The organism is Psychrosphaera aquimarina, assembly GCF_032461525.1.
GTDB classification, from domain to species: Bacteria; Pseudomonadota; Gammaproteobacteria; order Enterobacterales; family Alteromonadaceae; genus Psychrosphaera; species Psychrosphaera aquimarina.
Window position 1 is genome coordinate 984,210 of the sequence record NZ_JAWCUA010000007.1, and the last position, 19,711, is coordinate 1,003,920.

Here is a 19,711-nt window from a genome sequence, read left to right on the forward strand (position 1 = left end):
AGTCTGAGTTTTAACACTTCCCTTGGTTAGCAATCTCTAATTCAAGGGAATACATCAAACTTAATAAACACGCCTGTGCTTGGCACTTCATTAAGGAGGGAGTACTTTCTGTCACTACCCATTCAATTTGTTTAGTCGTTACACCATGAAGAACAGAATGCCCCATACGATTTACCAATAAACTAACAACCCCCTGTCGGTTCAAACTTGTTATTGCACTAATTAGCGAATTTGAAAGCGGGTTATCTTCAATAATCAAAAGCACATCGCCCTTATTTAATCCCTGTAGGGTATTTAAATCATGGGGGAAATCTGACGCAATTGTTCGGCTTACCTTGCCTAAATCTAACAAAATATTCACCAAACTCGCCGCTGCGGTTTTACCAAAACTGGTCGATAAAATTACCGTTTTATTTGCCGCAATTAGTTCACGTGCAAACTCGGTGATATCTAATTGACTATTAACCGCTTGAAAATGGTTTAACGCATCTGAAATTACGTTTTGTACTGTAGTTAAACTTTGACTTTGGGATTCTTGCAGCTGATTACTTGGAGTATTGGCATAATTAGTTTGATCAATAACGACAGCCTCATTGATTGCCATTTTTAAGTCTGGATAACCTTTGTAAGCTAACTTTTGACTAAATTTAACAATGCTCGATTGACTGACATTAACGGCACTAGCAAGTTGCTGAGATGAATAATCTCGCATCAATTGACTGTTCTCCAAAATGAAGTCGACAATTCGACGTTCGTTGGCAGAAAAATTATCTCTTAATGCGCGTATTTTTAATAAGCAGGACACAATATCTAAGCCTTTTAAGGAGATTCACTTTTACTTTATCAATGGCGCCCATATCCAATAAAAATAGGCGGTGAAGGGGGATCATACGTTGAAACGTGAAAACTGAATAGAACTTATTAAATATAAGAAATGCCAATTATCCGCCCTTATAAACGTAAGTTGAGTTGATTACAAAATTGGCAAGTGATGGAGATGCAAATATAGCGCTGATATACAAATCGCATTTTGGTCGCTTTAAGTAATATTTTGAGATCCCTATATGTACCCAATCCTAATACTATTAGTTAAACAGATCGCCTTTTAGGTAAATAAATGCTTTTTTATTGCTTTTGATATTTGCAATTTCTTTGCAAAAACACAGGAATGTTTCAGTAGTATGACCCTAGATTTCAGCGAAAAAATTGATTACCAAATCAGCGTTAACGTCATGGCTTACTTATCATTTCATTTTAACTCTACAATCAAAAATGTTACTTTCCTTTTTAAATAAGGGTTACAAGGCTATTTATTAAAAAGTGTTCACTTAGCGACCTCATTAAGATTAAAATATCCACTCCCCTTCTTATGCAATTAGGCCAAAAATCGATCGTTTAGATAAAGAAACCAATGATTAAATCCCACTTGCCATAATTTTTCTCCATGCTAATCTCAGAATAAATAATTACACCGAAAAATAAAAATTAGAATAATAAATTGACAACACCTATTTAAAGGGGATAAACATGGAATCATATAGAAAAACAAAGTTAAGTCTTCTAGTTTCAGCAGCTTTACTTTCTTCTTCAGCGCTTGCCGCTGATGAAGCGGATAAAAACGCTAAAAAAGAAGCTAAAGAAAAAGAAATTGAAGTCATTAATGTCGTTGGCATCCGATCTTCACTACGAGAAAATTTGAACAATAAACGTTTTTCAGACACGATTGTTGATTCAATTAATACCGAAGACATTTCTAAAAACCCAGATAAAAACATGGCTGAAGCGTTACAACGTATTCCAGGCGTGCAAATTGAACGTGAATTTGGCGAAGGTGCTAAAATCTCTATCCGTGGTACATCTCCGGAATTAACCAATACATTGGTAAATGGTCAATCAGCTAAATCGGCTGAGTATTTACCAGGTCGTTCAGAAAGTAACGGTTTTAACTTTTCTAATATTCCTGCTGAAAGTGTTTCAAAAATTGAAGTTCACAAATCTGCACGTGCTGATATAGATGCCGGTGGTATCGGTGGTACCGTAATCTTGCATACTAAAAAGCCACTTGAACAAGAAAATGGTTATGGTTACTTCAATATAGAAGGTGAATATAACGATTCATCTGAAAAATCGTCCCCTCAAATTTCAACAGCTTACAACTTCAAAAATGAAGATGAAACATTTGGTGCTTCTATCGCGATTAGTTTACAAGAGCGTAATTCATTCCGTACCGGTTTTGAATCTGATGGCATGTCAGGTTCTGCTGGTGCAACAAGCACAGGTTTTGCGCAAACAGATGCCATTACTTGTCCTACAGAAGAATGTTTAAGTACCGATATAAAGTTACGAGACATGAGCAATCATAACTTAATCATTACTCGTCATATGGCCTTAAACGGTTACACCTATGGTGACCTAATGAATGCTGCAGGTTCAACATCCGTTCCATGGAATAACTTCACAAGAAACTATGGTGACTTAGATGAAGCAATAGATCCAAACTATATAGATCCACTTTGGGCACTATTTTGGAACAGTCGCCGATCTGCAGGTTTAGGCCAAACTCCAGGTAGAACATTGGGTGACTATGTTTATGCGCCAGCTTTTGAAAAACAAGAAAAACGTTTAGATGCAACGGTAAATCTTCAGTGGGCTCCTACTGATGAATTAAGCTTTAATTTAGAGTTAAACAGCAACAAAACTGATTCTGATAATAAGAGCGACAACCTTTATGCTCAACCACACAGATTGGTTCAATATTTATATTCTAACGAAGTTGAAGGTATAGACCCTCGCTTAGTAATGGATGCAGAAAAAGATATTGTTTACTCTGCAACTGGTCCTATTGATGGCGTTCACCTTATAACGGGTCCTGGTGATCTACGTGATGGTGGTGGTTATTATGCTGGCCAAGCAATCTGGGGCGAAATGATCCGTAGAGGGTCAAATGACAGAACCGGCTCAGGTACTGAACAAAATAGATTCCACTTAACTATGGATTACGCGGGAGATGTAGTTACTGCTAAAGTTCAAGCGGGTCAAACGCGTGCAGAAAGTACCGCTTTAGACCGAGGTACTGTACTTGCGAGTCGTTATGGTGATTATGCGGACCCATATTCTGGTGACCTACATGATGTGAAACTACCTACTTATGAAGGCGTTAACTTAGGTTATGGTTACAACCCAGATACAGGTAAAGTTTATTGGGGCGTTGAAGCTGATCCATCATTAACAGGGGACGCATTAGCTGCTGCACAAGCACGTGCAGAGAACTTCTTATTAGCACCAACAAATGAGTTCTACCTTCTTCAAGGTGGTTTAACAAATACAGCAAGATATCGCGAAAATGTTGAAAACTTTTTGCAAGCTGATGTTAGTTATGAGCTAGACAATACTTTTTATATTGATAGCGTAAAAATGGGGGCGAAATATCGCAACATTCAGCGTGATCAAACTTACTTCTCAGAAAGTGTTCGTCATCATGGTTATGCGAATGAATCTAGCCCATTCCCACTAGTTTTAGCCGAAGATCTTGTTGGTGGAACCGTTTCAGGCTTAGACAGTGCAGGTCATGATACTCCAACTGAATATTTTGATATTGACCAATCTAAGCGTGACGCATTACTAGAAAATAATTTCTTACTGTATCACTCTGAAGGCACACCAAACCAAGGCTTCTGTGAGCAAGCAATTGCTGACTCAGGTTCTTCAAATTATGTAGGTTGTCGCTCAGGTATGACTGAATCTAAAGCTTCAGCTTATGACGTAACTGAAGAGATTGCTTCTTTTTACGCTATGACAAACTTCAGCGGTGAAAACTTCCGAGGTAATGTTGGTGTACGTGTTGTTGATACACAACGTGAATCAACGAGTTACGAAGTAGCGAAAGATGAAAATGGTGTACTTATGTCATATCCAACGGATGAGAATGCCGATGGGTATATCGCTGAAAAAGCTGGCTTTAATATGTATGAGCCGCTAGTTCAAAAGAGTAGCACTCAAGATGTATTACCAAGCTTTAACTTATCTGTGGACTTAGCTGAAGACCTTATATTAAGAGCCGCATGGTCTAAAAATATTTCACATCCTAGCTTAACGCAAATGAGAAGTAACTTTAGCTTGGTTACTGAGAGATTCAGATTATACGATGATGGCCGCCCTCAAGATTTAACACCTGAAGGCAACGCTGAAAGAATCAACCCAGACTCTCAACGTCGTGGCTCTGTTGGTAACGCTGATTTAGGTTCTTACCAGTCAATCAATAGTGAATTAGGTTTAGAGTGGTATTTCTCTGAGTCATCATTGTTTGCAGTAACGGCATTCCAAAAAGATATAACAAATATGGTTCGTTCAACGTCTAGCGTTCAAGACCTATCGTATCTTGGTGAAGCTGGAGTAACTGACAATAACGGTTATGAAGTGTCGGGGGATTACATTGTAAGTTCTTACTTTAATACCGGTGAACAACTAGTTAAAGGTTTAGAATTCCAATTACAACACGACTTTGGCAACGGATTTGGTTCATTAATTAACTACACTTATACCGATGTACCTGATCAGAAGTTTACTCAAAATTCATTTTCTACCATCTTGGATGAGAGTAGTTTTGAAACTCACCAAGCCGATCCGGAACAACGTGAATACTACCGTGTAACAGGTTTCTTAACTGAAACAACGACTCAAACAGAACCTATGTATGGTCAATCTGAAGACACATTAAATGCGTCGGTTTACTATGAAAATGACGATTTCTCAGTACGTCTTTCATACAACTACCGTAGTGAGTTTGCTAGTGGCGGTTCACTAAAAGGTATTCAATATACTGATGCACGTCAGCAGTTCGATGCAAAAGCAACTTATGCGATTACTGATAATGTAGTAGCCACGTTCGCTATTACTAACTTAACTAACGAAAATGTTGTTCAATACATTGAATCTTCACAGATTGTTAATGACCCAGTTATTAACAAGATGAAATGGATTGACGAAGTTGACGAAAGTGGTGTTGCTACCGGTAATCGTGTCATCGCGACTGATGAAGATGGTGTTGGTATCATTGAATCTACTATTACAGGTGAAGAAGCATTTACTATGTTATCTGAAGCTAGTGGTGTACCAGTGGCAGAACTTAAACCGTACTATGAAAACCATTTAAACAAGATATATGTTAACGAATGGACTAATGGTCGTCGTTTCTATGCAGGAATAAACTGGACATTCTAATAAACACAATTTATGGCTCATCATCTCTTTTACAGTGATGGGTCATAAAATTTAATTTTAAACGGTCTTTGTATTTATTTTTAATTGATACAAGACCGTTTTTTCTTTTGTAGCTGACTAACTACAGTCGCTATTCTTAACCAATCCCCCCAATTAGGCAAGCCTCCCCCCTCACTATTAAACAAACTACACCAACTAACCTATAGAACTAAACCAGCATTGCATTTGCATCTATAACACACTAACAACAACCTCAAATGCCACAGTCGTGGTTATACAGAACTTGTTCCCTTTGACAGAACAGAGCCTTACGATCTGATAACTTTGGATTTTCAGTATTACTGACGGCCATCTATCGCGCCGCAGAAGTAAAATACAGAAAGAACAGTGGTATCTAAGTGCCTAATATCGGTTTTGGCAAGAAGAGTCCTAAACACGCTTTTGAGATGAGTTTTGAGTTTTGAGCTTCGAGTTTCGAGCTTCGAGCTTCGAGCTTCGAGCTTCGAGCTTCGAGCTTCGAGCTTCGAGCTTCGAGCTTCGAGCTTCGAGCTTAGTAATGAATAATACCAATGCGAAGAAATAGAAGTGAAAATAAAGGGAATGTAGCAAGGCTATATTAATAAGGATAAAAAGTAAGAACTCTGTCCTTAACAATAATCATCACCTTGCTAAGTGGATTACATAATTTCGCTGATATAAATTAACGTTACTGGCTTATACTATGGATTTACGTTTATAGATTCGCACAGCTCCAAAACAACGGATTAGAATAAGCATAATAAGCGTGATCATACTAACGCTACCACCACTGCTTTTCGCTTCTTCTTCATCGCTGCTTGTATCTTCTTCAACTGGTTCACTCGTGCCATCACCGTCACTGCCGCTTTCGGCCGGTTTCTCTTCATCTTCTATAATAACGACACTTACAGAGCTTATCTCACCTAATGTCGCATGAGAATCTGTTGGGACGGTTAATTTAATGCTAAATGTACGGTCTCCGCTGTAGGTATCATTATTTATAATATTTAGAGTTACTACCTTTTTACTGTCCTCCGGTAGGAAAGTAAATTCAGTTTCAACGATAGTATAATCTTGATTTAATGTTGCGGTATCATCAACGCCTTCAACGAGGATTGCAATTTCACCAATAAAATTCCCCGTTCTATTAAGGGTTAATGTAAATGTTGGTTCATTTTCATTGACTTGAATTTCACTAATTGAGAATCCAATTGCCCCCGATGGTGTAAATTCATTGTCATTGCCGTCTAATATTCCGTCGCTATCACTGTCAGGGTTTAAAGGGCTAGTTGAGTTGGTGAACTCTTGTAAATTGTTGGCACCATCTAAATCTGTGTCGGATTGAGCATCATTTGGATCAAAGATATCCAAGCCATAGGTTAATTCCCATTCATTTGGCAGACCATCATCATCCAAATCCGTATCTCCCTCAGTAAAGGTTATACGGTCTGTGTAATATCTTGATAAGCCAACTAACTCTGGATGAAGCGCATTAGATTCAGTAAATGCACTTTCCTGTTTAGATGGTTTTGTAAAGCCGCCAAATAATGTTCCAATTCTATTATTATATTCAACTTTATAGTCCCAAAGCTCGTGTTCTTCACCTTTAAATTTTAGCACTTTATCTAACACTGAAAGTAAGGTATTGGCAGGGATAACGACATTTTGACTATTATCATCATCTGCCGTTCCTTCTGGTTTAAAAGCGGTCTTGATTAAGGTTGTTAGTTTATCGTCACTTTGCAGTTGCTCGATACTTGCCCAATTACTTTGAGTATTGCCATTGAGTATTTTGCCACCATAAATAAATCCTTGTTGACCGTTGTACTCAACACCATAGTAAATTTCGTTGTCATCTCCACTCATGGTAACTGACAATACGCTCAAGGTGGTTTCATACTCTACAGTTGCAAGAACATTGTCAGAATTCAACGCTTCTAACATTGAAATACCATCAGGGTTCAATACGATAATTTCATCATCTACGCGTGCAATACTGATATATTCTTTTGGCAAAGAATTAACATCCACTAACTGGGTTGTTTGCTCAAGTTTGTCAAAGTCTCCTACTAGAATGTAACCTTGTGAGAACGTATCCTTTACTTTGTAATAAACTTGGCCTGAATTACTTTCTGATAAACCGTTAACGATTATGTCTAACACTTGATATGGTTTACCCCACGTAATTGAACTTCCTGTTTTTGTTCCTCCGACAGTGTCATATATATCTGGAGTCGATGTAGCAAATCCATTCGTTTTGGCCACATATTTCATTGCATTGCCAGTGAATGCCAAATGTGGCGAAGCATCTTGGTAACAAGCTTTGGCTTCATTAATGACTTTACTGTATTCATCAGTCACACTACTTGAAGGAAATACATTACCTTTGGTCGCACCATATTGTAAGTTTAGACATAATAGATCTTTAGCATTTTCTACACACTCTAACGCATCATCAACTAATAGACAGTGTTCGCCTGACTCCAACGTTATTTCGCGGTTAACCCAGTTAGCAGGGTCGTCAGAGTCTACTTCAACCATCCCTTCGGCGGCACTGCATCCTCTTTCTTCTTCCATATAACATTGAATATCAAGGGCAGTGACTAACTCTTGATTAGTGATATGAGTCAGCCAATCTGCGTTTTGAATTTTCTCCAAATAGCCCTGATCGTTTTGTGCCCAAACGTCACTAGGATCTGTCCAGCGGCAAACCTTACTTGGTCCACCGTTATATGCAGAGTAAGCGGCTCTTGAACGTTGTAACCAAGATGTTTCGGACTCTACACAGCTTGCATTTGCTGCGTTTTGCCATTCAGCAAAGAATATTTCCATACCATAAGTGATATTTTTAAAAATATGCCAACCGGCGCCTTCTTCTATTTTGGTAAAATGCCACCTATCATCAATTTGAACCAAGCCATGACCATGGCCAGAATCACCTCGTAACATTTGAACGAGCCCACTTTGGCTATAACGATAGTGTGTCCAGTAAGATTCTTGATGTGCTTTAGCAAAATTAGCTAATTGCCACGCTTCAATTTCATCTTCTGAAGCTCCAGGCTGGCGAGATTGAATATAATATCGGGTTGTCGCTTTAAGCACGGCATATAGTTCGTTCATGAATCTAGCACGTTCACCTGCTTCCACCTGATGGTCAAACATGATGGCACTGAAGTTTTCAAGTACGAAATGGGGTTGCCCCCAAGGCTCGACATCACAAGCGATTGCAAAACTACCGAATCCACCTCCCCAAGGAGTTTGGTTGAAACACAGATAATAATCTTCTGTATCCCATGGCGCGGCTTTTACACTGGGTGGCGCACCACAAAGTATAAAAATAAAAGCGAGATAGGCGATGGTGTATTTTAAGAAACGGTTGTTATTCATATTTGAACTCCAAAACATGGGCTGAATTGAGTAAATAATATTGAATACAAGCTGTTAATTTGCTGGGTTTATGAATCTTTTTTAGTTAATTTTGTGCAAAATATAAGCAAGGCTCAAAAAACGACAATTTTTTATTGAGCACCTTTATTAGAGTCATTTAAAAGTGGAAAAGTTATCCTAAAATGACAACCGGTAGTTGAAGGTTCCAACTGTATATCGCCGCCATGAGCTTTTAATAATGTCTTTAATATTGCCAAACCTAACCCCGTGCCCCCACTTTGTTTAGCCGTGGTAAAAAAAGGTTCAAAAATTCGTTTAGCGTTTTGTTCTGTAATGCCTTTGCCATTGTCTGAAAAAGATAAAACAATATTATTTTTTAATTTAATTAACTTAATTGTTATTTCATCTCCCCCATGTTGAATCACATTTTCAAATAAATTTACAAAAACACTCGTGATTAATTCATCCTCCATATGAATTGAAAACTCATTGCCATCTACATCGAAATGTATCGCAGAAAAAGTAGATTCATAATGCTTTATTTGCTTGGATAAAATGGTAATTAAGTCATTCTTTTTGCTTGAAACTTTCATATTGTCCGCCTTAGCTAACTCGGTCAATTGAGCCATCAACAGGTTCATACGTGAACAATTGTCAGAGATGATCTGATAAAAACGACAACTCTCTTTTTTTGACAACTCGCCGTGATGGTCGGACAAAATATCAACCGCACCATTGATAGACGTTATAGGCGTTTTAAATTCATGAGAAACATATGACGCAAATTTCTTTATATGTTCAGCTCTATCCATTTGTTTATTGGACATTTGTACTATGGTATTTGATAAGAGTTCAAACTCAGCCGTAATAGGTGATTTTAAAGGGGTTAACTTAAGCCAACGACCATCTGTTGCATTTTTAGCTTGGGTCACGAGTGCTCTAATTGGCATAGCTATCGTGTAGGCTGAGAAAATCGTGATGGCTAGAATTCCCAACATAACCAAGACTAAAAAAGATAGGTACATTTTTCTATTTTGATAAAGATGCTGAAATGTATTTGGAGGTGTCCTTAATATGTGAACGGCTCCAATGACCCTCTTATTAATGACTATAGGGTGGGTCACATGAACGCGGATATTACTGCTTCGGCTAATGGGAGAAAAAAGCTGTCTTCTTGGGGGGACTTGCGACGAATGACTTTAGTCGTAACGCCTTTGAGTGCTTGTTTTACATCGTTCTGATTGTTCAATGCCAATAACTTAGTCCAACCGGTGGACGCGATGATAATACCATTATAATCAAGAATTCTTATGCCGGATAAAGTCGTAAGTTGGGTTTCTTGCAGCAAGTCATCAAACCTAGGACCTAAATCTAATGCTAATTTGTCTGGTTTTATATCAACAGGAATAGGAGGTGGAGCTTGCTCTAATACTTCATCACTGAAAAGGTCGAGAGAGGCCGGCAAAGGTCGCCACTTGCCTAGAGAAGGATCCTCTTTTATCCAATATTTTTCTTCTTGAGCAACACCGTAATTGTTAAAATCAACATCCGGGTTTTGTTCTATGAGTGACCGCTTAAACACATTCGAAATAATAACACCTTGTGTGATTAATTCATTTTCGGTTTCACGAACTAAATTACTGTCGTATAAATTAAATAATGCAATTCCAGTAATTGGTAAAGCTAAAATAATCAAATTAATGATGAGTAAAATGTGACTGAGCTTTAATACTTTCATAATTAATTTAAAGTAATGTTTCGCATGCGTTGACCCTATAACCGACACCATGCACGGTATCGATAGGACAACCATTCACTTCTTTAAACTTATTCCGAATTCGCCTTAAGTGACTGTCGATTGTTCGGTCGCTAACCGCTATATTATTTTGATAACTGTTTTCCATTAACTGCTCACGAGAAAAAACATGGGCAGGACGAGAAGCCATTGTTTTTAACATAGAAAATTCTGTCGCCGTTAACTCGACTTGCTGTGATGACCAAGTCACCACATGCGTACTGGTATTGATGCGAAGATGCCCATGACTAATTTCGCAGTCTACATCTTTTGTTTCTACTATGACCTGACTTCTTCTTAAAATAGCTTTTATTCTGGCAATTAACTCTCTTGGACTAAATGGCTTAGCAACGTAATCATCAGCCCCGATTTCTAACCCTAAAATCCTATCTATTTCTTCATCTTTGGCAGATAAAAATAAAACCGGAGTGTCTGAGATTCTTTTAATTTCCTTACAAACCTCTAACCCATCAAGTTCTGGCATCCCCACATCTAATACTATTAGGTCTGGCTTGTGTTCTTTAAATTGCAATAAAGCAGAATTTCCATCAGAAGCTTCAATAACATCAAAGTTAGCTTTGGTTAAAGCAAATGTAATAATTTCAACTATATGATGGTCATCATCTACAACTAGTATTTTATTCTTCATTTTTTTAATTAGTCACCTACGTCAGGAAGTTAGAATTTCTAATAAAAGAACTCAAAATCTAATATCTGCAATTACGATAATTTATTCAAGTTATTTATTAATCAGGAATTAAAATTTCTTAGATTATGCACTGTATAGTGTTTGCATACCTTTTGCACAAAATATGATTTGTAATTACTTTATTTTTCACTTCTATCGACAAATTTATTGTACATATTGACTCTGAGTGAGTTTAGTTACAAGTAAGCTTGTTAAAAAGAAGTGTTGAATTTCATAGGTATAGAATACAGCCCCTTGACTTTTACGCCTGCATCATTGAACCAAGCTTACACTTGAAAATGTTAACTCAACAAGATCAACGTGAGTACAAAGTTTGTTTTGTTCTCAAGCTATTTGCAAAACACAAACTGTAAATATTATTTAAATAGTGAGTTTGGATGACTCCTTACTGAATTTAGCTTCAGATTGATGGTGCAAGCTGCACATCATTAATTAACTTTAGACGTAAAGTTGGCTGTAGCTATTAGTCTTCCTTCTGAAATGGATTCGGTTGGAAGGCGCCTTTTAATAAGGTGGTACTTTGAATTTTAAAACGTTTCTAAGTATCAGCTTCTTTAAACTTTATAAATACAGCGTTTATTGTGGGTATAAAAAGTATGAAAAAAACCTTTATTGCGGTAACGCTTATATTTATCAGTTTCTGGACTTGGAAATTATTTCAATCTGATATGGGTTATTTAGAGCAAAACTTGGCTCAAAAGATAATGTTAGATATCCGTTATTATTGCCCAGACATGGATTCAGCGAAAATAGCTTCTGGAGAAGAAAAGTGCAAAACCCCCATCACGGAATTGCCTGAGGAAATAGCTGAATTAATAAGTGAAACCTCTTTGGGAGGGGTCATATTATTTGCAGAAAACCTTCAGTCTGTTGAGCAGATAATTCAACTAACTACAGACTTACAACAAGCAGCTGCAATATCAGAATTACAACAACCTCTGTTTATTTCCGTCGACCAAGAAGGAGGCCGAGTGGTAAGGCTGCCACGTACCCTCGCAACCTCATTTACGGGTAATATGTCTATAGGGAATACTTATAAAACAGACGGCACAACCCTAGCAACTCAGGTAGGTAAAGCCATTGGTTCTGAGCTTAATGTGCTTGGGATAAATGTAAATCATGCACCTAGCGTTGATGTCAATGTCAATCCGAGAAATCCAGTTATTAACGTTAGATCTTTTAGTAACGATCCAAAAGTCGTCGCTGATTTAGGCATAGCTACGGTCAATGGAATGCAATCTCAAGGGGTGCTTGCAACACTTAAACACTTTCCTGGTCATGGTGATACTGATATAGACAGCCATCATGGCCTTCCAATTGTTCACCACGATAATGAAACGATTACCAATGTTGATTTATACCCATTCCAGCAAGCCATTGATAAATCTGATATTAACATGATTATGACTGCACACATTCAGTACCCTAAATTAGATAACTCTATGGTTATTAATAAATTTGGGCAAAAAATGATGCGCCCCGCAACAATATCAAAAGCAATCCTAACCGACCTTCTGAGAGATAAAATGGGTTATAAAGGGCTTATTATTACCGACGCGCTGGATATGGCCGGAATCGCAGATTTTTTCACTCCAGTCGAAGCCACTTTAAATACGTTTGAAGCCGGTACAGACATTGCCATGATGCCAATGAAAATACGAACTCGATCTGATATAGAAGGGTTCAAATCGTTACTTAAGTCATTAGCGCTGCGAGTTAATGAAGAGTCAGGGATAAAAAATACCATCAGAGAATCTGTGCTTAGGGTGATCAAAGTCAAAAATAAATTTATTGCAAACTCAAACCTTGAAACGCCAATGGAAATAAAAATTAACCAGGCAAATCAAACTCTAGGTAATGAAAAACATCAGGCGTTGGAAAAACAATTAGCGCAGCGTGGATTAGATTCTAATATTAAAAACAACAAAATAGTTGCAGCTCTTAAAAATTCAAAAAGTATTCATATCGTCGCAGCTAAATATAGGCAAGCCAAAGCCTTAGAGCAGTTTATCAACGACAAAATTACGACTATGCCGAATAAAAAAGTGTCTGCACTTTCGATTAAAGCCCCTAAAGAACAGCAATTGATGAATGTGATCCAAAGCGAAGTGGTGATTGTCGCCATTGATGGTATGAAAAGTTTAGTGATGGTTGGTGGCGCTGAAGATCACCAGCAAGAACACCTTGATAACAACAAAACAAACATTCTAGAACTACTTAAACTGGCAAAAGAAAAAGGTAAATCAACCATTCTAGTCAGTATGAATCTGCCAATACAGAACGAAGCCATTACACAATATGCCGACTGGGTCATCACAACGTTTGACGATTCAACTTACTTTGATAAATCTAATAAACGTTATAAATCCCCTGCTCTTGACGCATTGGCCTCTATATTATTTGAACAAATTTAATTAACGGTCTAGATAGAAACGGTTAATGAATATTAACCTTTATCGCTGCTCTAAAGATAAATAGGACTAAGGTTAGGCTAAACAGAACCGAGAAGTTCAGCAACACTCTGCATAATGCGGTCACGGGCTATTCGCTATCACCCCCTTCAACGTAATATGCAGGGGGAAAATAGTCTTGTGTTAACCATATTCGTACTCTGCCAATAATAAAAAAACAACAGTCTAAGCTAGTACATCTGCACAATACTGATAAATAGCCACCCTCAAATGTCACCTAAGATTTATGAGCTATTTAATTATCAGAGTTAGGTTACCCTCCTGACGTTTTCTTTTTATATTCATTAATATTCGACCACAACGCGTTAGCTCGTTTACTATTCTGTGGTAGCGTTTTTGCAATAGACTCATACAAAGCTATATTATTGGCATTTAAATAAGGCAATATTTTCTGAGCTATTTCTTGAGCTACATAAAAACTGCCCGTTTGCAGTGATTGAGTAAATAACTGATCTGTTTGAGCGCTTAGATTAGGATAGCGAAGCAATTCATCCATTGCTTGGTTCATAATCTTAGCGTCATAACTTTTTTCTAGGCTTTCAATCAAGGCTAAGGCATTTTCTGTATTTAATGCACTTGCACGCATCATATTAATCACTTCTTCCTGCACATGGCCGTCTGGGTAATCAATAAACAAACGAATTAATTCATTAGTTTCTGCATCTACATAGCCATTTTCTATCGTAAGTTGTTTATATGCTTCTAATTTTTCTTTTATTTTTTGTCCTCGTAAAAGCTCTGACGCTCTTGAGTCACTATTATCAACAGGGCATGAATTATTTAAATGGCATGTTTTTAAATCGTTTAATTCCTTGATCAGTGCTTGTCTTTGAAGCTCTTGATTTTGCGTTAATAAAGGTTCGGTTGCTTTCCCAGTTTCTTTTAATGGCAATTCGTCTACCTTAGGTTCAATAACTACGTCCTGAACTGAATTTTGGTCTGTTAATTTATTTTGGATATGACTTTCTGGCTCAGAGTTATTTTCTATAATCTCTGTTTTTAAATCATTCGGTTTCGTTTTAAGCGTTTCTAACGCGATAACGGTAACTAGGACTAATCCAAGGGTTATTAGAATTTTATTACTCATGACTTACCTTATTTTATAGTTATTTAGGCTTTGTGATAAAAAACGTGCCTTGGCACTTTTAGGAGGTAATTGCGTTAACAATGATTGATAAGAGGCAATGTTATCTTCATTAAGAAGCACTGAGATATTTTTAGCGACGGCTTTAGCTGCACTAAAACTCCCCGATGTTAATACACCACTTATCACTTCAAAAGTTTCTTGTTCCAACTCAGGATATCTTGCTAGTTCATCAAGGCTCATTATTACTAACGACGCATCTCTAAGGTTCCCAAACTGTCTCAATATTACTTTTCCAGTGCTGATTTTTGCAGTTTGTGGAGACAATAATGATAAAGCAGCTTGTTGTACTGACTGATTTGGGTACTGATACCAATACTGACCTAGTTCAACAAATTCTAGGCTTTCCCCTATATTTTTCTGCAGCTCAATTGCTCTGTTTATTTGTTGGCTAATTTTGTCACCGAGCAAATAAAAGGTGTTTCTTGGATTGTTGAGATCTTGGGGGCATGAGTTTGTCGACTCGCAGGATTCAAGTGCTGACAACTCCTGCAAAATATCGTCGATGGATAGCTCAGTCTTAGCGACCAACTGAGAGCTAAACAAAAACAAGATTGTAACAACATTAACTATCATATATTTCATGGACGTCCTCTACTAGAAAACAGAGTGTTAGTGGCACACTTGAGAGAATGCTGGTTAATTATTGTCTATCCTAACCCTTGCAGACTATGTTTTGCCAAGATTCAAATAACCATTACATATAAAGCCAATTTAGCCATTCTAAGTTAATTGATAATATACAAAAAACAGCCTTATTTGTTTAAAAATAGAGTCTTTACTTTGCCAATTTTGCGCATTTTATGTGCAAGCTTGTTTTAATTTGGCTTCAAGATTTAACAAAATTAAAGGCCTGATTATCCTAATGTGTGCTTTGCGTATTAAATGCGGAGACTTTGCGCAATTTTGGCAAATTATATTGGAGTCAAATGAGTAAGATGGCGCTTACTTAGTAAAAGTGTACTTAAAAATCAATGTGGTTATATTTATGTTTTCCGTAAAAAATGTTGTTTCAAATCGTCATTTTTCATCACTTAATAAAAATAGTAAGTATGTATTACTCATCGCTATTTTATTTTTAGTCTCATGTAGTTCTTTAAATGTCGATTTCATAGAGTCCAACAATAAGAGCAACCGAATCAAGCTTTTGGTCATGCATTATACGGCAATAGACTATAAGAAATCCCTTTCAGCCTTAGTTAATAAAGGCAGTGGAGTAAGTTCACATTATTTAATTCCTGAGCGTAATGATGAGAGTTACAATGAGAGTGACATCAAGGTTTTGCAATTAGTAGACGAATCTGAACGAGCTTGGCATGCTGGATCAAGTTATTGGCAAGGTAGGACCGATTTAAATGATCAGTCAATCGGTATAGAGATTGTTAATGTACCAACTTGTCATCAACAAAGCATAGAAATTGATACTGATTCTGAGGCTGAAGTTGAAGAGCAAGTAACTCAACAGCATCAACTACCCCTTGAATCAATGTGTTATTACCCAGATTACGATCCTGAGCAAATTGAAACGTTAATCAAGTTAACCCAAGACATCTTAGAACGGAATCCTGACATAGGGCCAACTCAAATTGTTGGTCATTCTGATATTGCGCCAGCTAGAAAAAGTGATCCTGGCCCAAGATTCCCATGGCAACAATTGTATCAAGCTGGCATCGGGGCTTGGTATGATAAAGATGATGTTCAGAAGTATTGGGATATATTTATATCAACTGAGATACCTAATACAGGTTTAATACAAGCTGCATTAAAAACATACGGTTATCAAATAATTGAGACTGGTATTTGGGACAAACAAACACAAGACGTTGTTTCAGCGTTTCAGGCGCATTTTATACCTTGGCAAGTAACAGGCAAAGCGGATGAACAATTTGCAGCTACGTTATTCGCCTTATTAGATAAGTACTTTCCTAAACATGCAGAATGGTTATTAGCACGTTATGAAAGAGAGAGTCGTTATCAACCTGAACAAGAGCATATTGTTAAATTAGGTCAAGTTGATCAAATCTTCCCTCAACCTAAACTGCTTAAAAATAGCTTAGTAAACAATCGTACCACTTTTAAAGGTTATAAAGATAAAGGTCATTTAACACTTAATAATATCGACGCACGTTCCGCTGACATTTTTATTAATGGTAAATTATTAAAAATGACTGAAAACTTATCTGATGGAAAACAATATACATTCCCTATGGCAGGGTATTCAGTCAATGGCGTGAACACATTAAAAGTCGAGAATGTATTGCCAGAAAATAGCCAGGTTAATATTACTATTCCATTTACAACCTTAGTTGATAAAACCGCTGAGCATAAAAAACAGTTTGAAGCGGTTGATAAGTTAATTGAGAAAGATATAGAAGATGGCTTTCCTGGTGCTGTGTTAATGGTAGTAAGAAATGGCGAAATCATTAAGCACTCATCTTATGGTTACGCCCGTAAGTTTGAAGATGGTGGCAATGAATTAACGTCGCCAGAAACCATGACGACACAACATTTATTTGATATCGCCTCTAATACAAAGATGTTTGCTACTAACTTGGCATTAATGAAGTTAAATACCGAAGGAAAGTTAGATTTCAATCAGACTATTCAACACTATTTACCTGAATACCAAGGAAAAGGTAAAGATAGTATTTTAGTCAAAGATCTACTCACCCACTCTGCCGGGTATGCACCTGAAGTTAAGTTTTTTAAACCGGACAATAAACTAGGTGAACGATTTTACTCACAAACACCTGAACGAACCAAAAGACTATTAATCAATAAGGTACCGCTGCAAATAGGCAGAAACGTGCGCCAAGTTTATAGCGATACTGATTATATGCTTTTAGGTGTATTGGTCGAAAGAATTACAGGTATGCCATTAGATCAATATTCGGAAATGGAGATCTATAGACCATTAGGATTATCACACACAAAATTTAACCCTTTAAAGAAGGGATTTAACAAATCACAAACGGCAGCAACGGAAATATTTGGCAACAGTAGAAGCGGCCGCATTAGTTTTCCAAATATTAGAACTGAGGTGCTCCAAGGTGAAGTGCATGATGAAAAAGCGTTTTATTCTTTAGGTGGCGTAGCTGGTCATGCTGGGTTGTTCTCAACAACTGGTGATTTAGCAGTTTTGACCCAGTTATTACTAAACCGCGGTGGATACGGCGACTTGTCTATGATTAGTTCTAGTGTTATCGATCAATTTGTTAAGCCATCGGATAAAAATGGCACTTATGGCTTAGGCTGGCGCCGAGCCAACAATGGCAATAGAAAATTTCACTTTGGTCCTTACGCAAGTCCATTAGCTTACGGACATACCGGCTGGACAGGTACAGTTACTGTTATAGACCCAGAGTATGACTTAGCTATTATCTTATTAACCAACGCCCGTCACAGTGTTATTGAAGGGGACGAAAAGCATTATGCTTTTCAAGGTAAGTTATTTGAAACTGGTCGTTATGGCAGTGTCATATCCCTTGTTTATGAAGCCATATTAAATAATCGCTCCAAATAACTGAGGCTTGATGAGGGAAGCAGCTGCATGCTGTACGGAAAAATTAAGATCTGATGGGGGCGAAGTAAAAATATTAAGTTTGAGCTGCCCCCTAAAACCGATAAGACAGAGCAAGGTTAAATACTCACACTAACTCATAATTGGACAGTGAAAATAACGTGAAATAACGTGCCACCCACTTTAAATTAAACTTAGACAATTTGTAAACTTAAAATAAGTTCTAGATTTTTAATCGAAGTTTAATTTGAAATATTGAGTGTAATTCTACGCTTTTACTCGTATTTTTGGCTTGTTTTAACTTTTGGGTTGAATGCTAGATATGCACTTATCTCAGTGGATTCTGATTTGATATTTTGTCTTTTTGGTTATTTTTTTTACAGGCTTTTTTGGGTATTAAGCTAGCAATCTTCTACAACTCGATAAGTTTGGTCGTCGTTTTAGTTGTAAGTTCTCACTGAAGTTTTGTAATACATGCTCATTACCTACTGCACCATGGAATACTTTGGTGAATTGCTTGGTCATTATTAACCAGCTCTCAGGCTCTATGCTTAAGCGTGTGAGTATACTTGGTAGGTTGTTGTTTATATGCCCTGCTTTATCTTCTCTTATGCAACGTCCTGTCACCTCTACTAATTCTATGTATTCATTTAGTTCAAAAGGAATACCGTTTGGCATATCTTTTCTTGAGTTACCAACAAATGGTTTTAATGTGCTTGGTTGTTGTTGGTTTTGGATTATATGTTTAATGCGTTGCTTTACGCTGGTGTAATTAGAGTTTTCTGGTGTGGTTGCTATTTTGGCTCTTACTGGGTTTAAATCTACATATGCCATACAGGCAAGTAAGGCTGACTCATCTAAGAGGGCTTGGCATTTGAAACGTCCTTCCCAGAATCGCCCTGTGCAGTTATCTTCTTTATTCGCTTGTCTTGCTATACCTTCATTTAACACGCGCATAAACCAACTTATGTCCATTAGGCGTTTTCTGTAAATAACGGTGGTTTGCTCTATGGCTAGAAGCTCTGATTGACTTAACGTATCACGTTCATTTTCTGCTAAGGACTGATATTTTTGTGTCAGTAATGTGCCTTTAAACACCTTATGCCAACGAGTTAGAACTTCTGTTGTATTCCAGTTAAGTGCTTGCTGTTCATTTACATGCAATACAAGGTGTGTGTGGTTACTCATGACTGCATAAGCACAGACTTCAATAGCAAATATTTGAGGGAGAAATAACAGCTTATCTTCTACCCATTGTCTTCTGTGCTCATAAGATTGATGGGTTTGTTTATCTTCACCACATAAAAATGCCTTACGAACACAACGAGAGATACAGTGATAATACGGCGTATCCGATAAGCTAATTTGAAATTCTCTGGGTCTAGGCATAATAACCCCCATGTATCAATATAGGTACAAACAAGTCTAGCGCAGTTTAAGTAACTGT

At 37.3% G+C, this 19,711-nt stretch carries 11 protein-coding genes; 3 read left to right on the plus strand and 8 right to left on the minus strand.

All coding sequences use genetic code 11. From position 1 onward, the window contains the following. Positions 1-10 precede the first annotated feature (10 nt). Positions 11-805 carry a MurR/RpiR family transcriptional regulator gene (locus tag RT723_RS10945; RefSeq protein WP_315947118.1) on the minus strand — a complete coding sequence of 265 codons (795 nt, stop codon included), beginning with the start codon at positions 803-805 and terminating at the stop codon, positions 11-13. 722 nt (positions 806-1,527) lie between these two features. Between RT723_RS10945 and RT723_RS10950 the strand changes: the two genes are divergently transcribed. Next, positions 1,528-5,220 carry a TonB-dependent receptor gene (locus RT723_RS10950; protein WP_315947119.1) on the plus strand — a complete coding sequence of 1,231 codons (3,693 nt, stop codon included), beginning with the start codon at positions 1,528-1,530 and terminating at the stop codon, positions 5,218-5,220. 714 nt (positions 5,221-5,934) lie between these two features. Here RT723_RS10950 and RT723_RS10955 read toward each other — a convergent pair. From RT723_RS10955 to RT723_RS10970, 4 genes are all read right to left on the minus strand, one after another. Then, entirely contained in the window at positions 5,935-8,625 is a 2,691-nt protein-coding gene (locus RT723_RS10955) for a Calx-beta domain-containing protein (protein ID WP_315947120.1), read from the minus strand. A gap of 131 nt (positions 8,626-8,756) precedes the next feature. Further along, positions 8,757-9,623 carry a sensor histidine kinase gene (locus tag RT723_RS10960; RefSeq protein ID WP_315947121.1) on the minus strand — a complete coding sequence of 289 codons (867 nt, stop codon included), beginning with the start codon at positions 9,621-9,623 and terminating at the stop codon, positions 8,757-8,759. A gap of 122 nt (positions 9,624-9,745) precedes the next feature. Next, positions 9,746-10,363, minus strand: a complete 618-nt coding sequence (locus RT723_RS10965) for a hypothetical protein (protein ID WP_315947122.1) — start codon at positions 10,361-10,363, stop codon at positions 9,746-9,748. Between the two features lie 7 nt (positions 10,364-10,370). Continuing rightward, entirely contained in the window at positions 10,371-11,069 is a 699-nt protein-coding gene (locus RT723_RS10970) for a response regulator transcription factor (RefSeq protein WP_216054644.1), read from the minus strand. 656 nt (positions 11,070-11,725) lie between these two features. Between RT723_RS10970 and RT723_RS10975 the strand changes: the two genes are divergently transcribed. After that, positions 11,726-13,543, plus strand: coding sequence for a glycoside hydrolase family 3 N-terminal domain-containing protein (locus tag RT723_RS10975; protein WP_315947123.1), 1,818 nt, complete (start codon positions 11,726-11,728; stop codon positions 13,541-13,543). Between the two features lie 310 nt (positions 13,544-13,853). On the opposite strand, the gene RT723_RS10980 is transcribed toward RT723_RS10975, so the two are convergent. Both RT723_RS10980 and RT723_RS10985 read right to left on the minus strand, forming a co-directional pair. Continuing rightward, complete coding sequence (locus RT723_RS10980) at positions 13,854-14,687, minus strand: hypothetical protein (protein ID WP_315947124.1); 834 nt, start codon at positions 14,685-14,687, stop codon at positions 13,854-13,856. Between the two features lie 3 nt (positions 14,688-14,690). Next, positions 14,691-15,329 carry a hypothetical protein gene (locus RT723_RS10985; RefSeq protein WP_315947125.1) on the minus strand — a complete coding sequence of 213 codons (639 nt, stop codon included), beginning with the start codon at positions 15,327-15,329 and terminating at the stop codon, positions 14,691-14,693. Positions 15,330-15,732: 403 nt separating this feature from the next. On the opposite strand from RT723_RS10985, the gene pbp4b reads away from it, so the two are divergent. Beyond that, a complete protein-coding gene (gene pbp4b, locus RT723_RS10990; RefSeq protein ID WP_315947126.1) occupies positions 15,733-18,267 on the plus strand; it encodes a penicillin binding protein PBP4B in 2,535 nt (844 codons plus the stop codon). Between the two features lie 393 nt (positions 18,268-18,660). On the opposite strand, the gene RT723_RS10995 is transcribed toward pbp4b, so the two are convergent. Then, on the minus strand, positions 18,661-19,653 hold the full coding sequence (locus RT723_RS10995; RefSeq protein ID WP_315947127.1) for a transposase: 993 nt from the start codon (positions 19,651-19,653) through the stop codon (positions 18,661-18,663). Between the last annotated feature and the right edge of the window lie 58 nt (positions 19,654-19,711).

What these genes read in the sequence shown, in the direction of transcription:
- RT723_RS10975 (WP_315947123.1), top strand. Translation starts at nt 11,726, where the DNA reads ATGAAAAAAACCTTTATTGCGGTAACGCTTATATTTATCAGTTTCTGG.
- RT723_RS10950 (WP_315947119.1), top strand. Translation starts at nt 1,528, where the DNA reads ATGGAATCATATAGAAAAACAAAGTTAAGTCTTCTAGTTTCAGCAGCT.
- RT723_RS10955 (WP_315947120.1), bottom strand. Translation starts at nt 8,625, where the DNA reads ATGAATAACAACCGTTTCTTAAAATACACCATCGCCTATCTCGCTTTT.
- RT723_RS10960 (WP_315947121.1), bottom strand. Translation starts at nt 9,623, where the DNA reads ATGTTGGGAATTCTAGCCATCACGATTTTCTCAGCCTACACGATAGCT.
- RT723_RS10970 (WP_216054644.1), bottom strand. Translation starts at nt 11,069, where the DNA reads ATGAAGAATAAAATACTAGTTGTAGATGATGACCATCATATAGTTGAA.
- RT723_RS10995 (WP_315947127.1), bottom strand. Translation starts at nt 19,653, where the DNA reads ATGCCTAGACCCAGAGAATTTCAAATTAGCTTATCGGATACGCCGTAT.
- RT723_RS10985 (WP_315947125.1), bottom strand. Translation starts at nt 15,329, where the DNA reads ATGAAATATATGATAGTTAATGTTGTTACAATCTTGTTTTTGTTTAGC.
- RT723_RS10980 (WP_315947124.1), bottom strand. Translation starts at nt 14,687, where the DNA reads ATGAGTAATAAAATTCTAATAACCCTTGGATTAGTCCTAGTTACCGTT.
- RT723_RS10965 (WP_315947122.1), bottom strand. Translation starts at nt 10,363, where the DNA reads ATGAAAGTATTAAAGCTCAGTCACATTTTACTCATCATTAATTTGATT.
- pbp4b (WP_315947126.1), top strand. Translation starts at nt 15,733, where the DNA reads ATGTTTTCCGTAAAAAATGTTGTTTCAAATCGTCATTTTTCATCACTT.